Consider the following 2270-nt stretch of genomic DNA (forward strand, 5'->3'; position numbering starts at 1 on the left):
CGACGGCGCCTTCGCGGTCCCGGCCACCGCACCGACGGCGCCCGCCGCGCCGACCGCCGCGACAGCCGGTGCGGCCATCGCCAACGCTCCCGCCCCGCTCGCGCAGCAGCTGAGCCGCCCGGTGTTCACGCTCGCGCAGGCGGGTCCGGGGGAGCACGTCGTCACTGTCCAGGTGACGCCGGACACGCTCGGCCCTGTGACGGTGCGTGCGCACGTCACGGCGCACGGGATGCACGTCGAGTTGTTCGCCGCCTCCGACGCGGGGCGCGACGCGGTCCGGCAGGTCATGCCGGACCTCCGCCGCGAGGCCGCCGGGTCCGGACTGTCGACCACCCTCGACCTGTCTTCGCAAAACCACCCGGACACGCGCTCCGGGCACGACGAACGGCCCACCCCGTCGGGTCCACGCGTCGACACCGTCCAGGAGGCGCGGCTCACCCCGCGCGCACCCGGCACCGCCCACACGCCCACCGTCCGCACCGTCGGACTCGACGTCCTCGCCTGAGCGACGACCGCCAGCACAGGCAGAAACGAAGGGAACGACCATGCCGATCGACGGCATCACCGGCACCGTGGACCAGGCCGCGCAGGCTGCGGCCCTCGCCGCGAACCAGAGCAGCTCGCGGTCGCAGACGATGGACTCCGAGGTGTTCATGAAGCTCCTCGTCACGCAGCTGCAGAACCAGGACCCGTCCTCGCCGATGGACACGAACCAGATGATCAGCCAGCAGACGCAGCTCGCGATGATGGAGCAGATCACCAACCAGACCACGACGGCGAACGAGAACTTCTCGCTGCAGATGCGGATCGCCGCCGCGAACCTCGTCGGCAAGCAGGTCAGTTACACCGACGCCACCTCGGGCACGTCGATCACCGGGACGGCGACTGCGGTGTCCTACGCGGCGAGCGTCCCGACGGTCACCGTGAACGGGAAGGAGGTCAACCTCGACGTGATCTCCGGCATCAAGACGACCTCCTGACCCCCGCTTCTTCCCCTTCTTCCTCGGTACCTCCACGAAAGGACGCACCATGCTCCGCTCGCTCTACTCCGGGATCTCCGGCCTCCGTTCCCACCAGCAGATGCTGGACGTCACCGGCAACAACATCGCGAACGTCAACACGGTGGGGTTCAAGTCGTCGACGACGGTCTTCCAGGACACCCTGTCGCAGATGACCCAGGGTGCCGGTGGCCCGCAGACCGGCATCGGCGGCACGAACCCGGCGCAGATCGGCCTCGGCGTGCAGGTCGCCGGCGTCTCGACGAACTTCGCGCAGGGCTCCGCACAGGCCACCGGCAAGGCCACCGACCTGATGATCTCGGGTGACGGTTTCTTCGTCACCCGTCTCGGCAACGACACCGTGTACAGCCGCGCCGGTGCGTTCGACTTCGACGCCGACGGTCGCCTCGTCACCGCCGACGGGAAGATCGTGCAGGGCTACCCGGCCGCGAACGGTGTCGTCAACGAGAACGGTGCCCTGTCGGACATCGTGCTGCCGCTCGACGCCGCCGCGCCCGCCGTCCGCACCACCACCGCGGGCGTGACCGGCAACCTGCCGTCCGAGACCGCCGTGGGCTCGGTCATCACGCGCGACGCCACCGTCTACGACGCCTCCGGCGCGAAGCACACCATGTCGATCGCCTACGAGCGCACCGCGGCCGGCTGGGACGTCACCGCGACCGACGGCCAGGGCACCCAGGCGACGACGTCGCTCACGTTCGGCGCCGACGGCAAGCTCACGGCCGGTGGCACGCTCGCCGTCGGGAACATCGCCGTCGACATGCGGCAGCTCACGGGCTTCGCGTCGCTCAACACCGCGTCGATCTCGTCGCAGAACGGCCACGAGGCCGGGTCCCTGCAGGGCTACTCGATCTCGAAGGACGGCACGGTCGTCGGGACGTTCTCGAACGGTGCGTCGCTCGCCATCGGTCGGATCGCCCTGGCGACCTTCGCGAACCCGGCCGGCCTCGAGAAGACCGGAGCATCGGGCTACCGGGCGACGGCGAACTCCGGCAACGCCTCGGTCGGCGCGCCGGGGTCGCCCGGTGTCGGGCAGCTCGCCTCGGGCACGCTCGAGATGTCGAACGTCGACCTGTCGCAGGAGTTCACGAACCTCATCGTGGCGCAGCGCGGGTTCCAGGCGAATGCGCGCATCATCACGACCTCGGACGAGGTGCTGCAGGAGCTGACGAACCTGAAGCGGTAGGGCGCCGCGGGCGCCGCGGGCGGCACGGGCGGCACGGGCGTCGCGGGCGCCGCGGGCGGGCCGCC

3 protein-coding genes are annotated in these 2270 nt (G+C 70.7%); all 3 read left to right on the plus strand.

The window, feature by feature from the left end:
* Nucleotides 1-505, plus strand: a 505-nt coding sequence (locus Q7F20_RS18420) for a flagellar hook-length control protein FliK (protein ID WP_305741505.1), incomplete at its 5' end; no start/stop codon positions are given.
* 40 nt (nucleotides 506-545) lie between these two features.
* On the plus strand, nucleotides 546-980 hold the full coding sequence (locus tag Q7F20_RS18425) for a flagellar hook assembly protein FlgD (RefSeq protein WP_305741506.1): 435 nt from the start codon (nucleotides 546-548) through the stop codon (nucleotides 978-980).
* Nucleotides 981-1029: 49 nt separating this feature from the next.
* Entirely contained in the window at nucleotides 1030-2205 is a 1176-nt protein-coding gene (locus Q7F20_RS18430; RefSeq protein ID WP_305741507.1) for a flagellar hook protein FlgE, read from the plus strand.
* Nucleotides 2206-2270: the final 65 nt, after the last annotated feature.

Source organism: Curtobacterium sp. A7_M15 (assembly GCF_030705415.1).
Taxonomy (GTDB): Bacteria; Actinomycetota; Actinomycetes; order Actinomycetales; family Microbacteriaceae; genus Curtobacterium.